Annotated in this window: 1 protein-coding gene; it reads left to right on the plus strand. The window is 52.6% G+C overall.

The genetic code is table 11. The features are described from left to right. The coding region (locus R0J87_RS18780) for a chitinase C-terminal domain-containing protein (protein WP_498888099.1) at window positions 1-384 on the plus strand (384 nt) is incomplete at both ends.

Consider the following 384-nt stretch of genomic DNA (forward strand, 5'->3'; position numbering starts at 1 on the left):
CCTGGTTGTGGAATGCGCAGAAAAAGGTGTTTCTGTCGGTAGAGACTGCACAGAGCATTGCCGCCAAAGCGCAATATGTGATTGATAACGTCATTGGTGGTGTAATGTTCTGGGAGCTGGCTGGCGACTATGGTTGGAATGCCGCCAACGGTGAGTATTTTATCGGCGATACACTGACAACACAGTTTTACAACAGCTTCAGAAATGCCAGCCCTTACGGCGCCGTTAAAACCAACCGCACTATGCCCTCGCAGGCGGCAGATATCCGCCTGAGCATCAGTGACTTTAAACTGGGCGATCAGAACTTCCCCATCAACCCCAAACTTACACTGACCAACCACGGCGAAGGCGCTATCCCGGGCGGCGCCAGCATCAGCTTTGATG

Origin of the sequence: Halomonas sp. SIMBA_159 (assembly GCF_046536035.1) — a bacterium.
GTDB classification, from domain to species: domain Bacteria; phylum Pseudomonadota; class Gammaproteobacteria; order Pseudomonadales; family Halomonadaceae; genus Vreelandella; species Vreelandella venusta_A.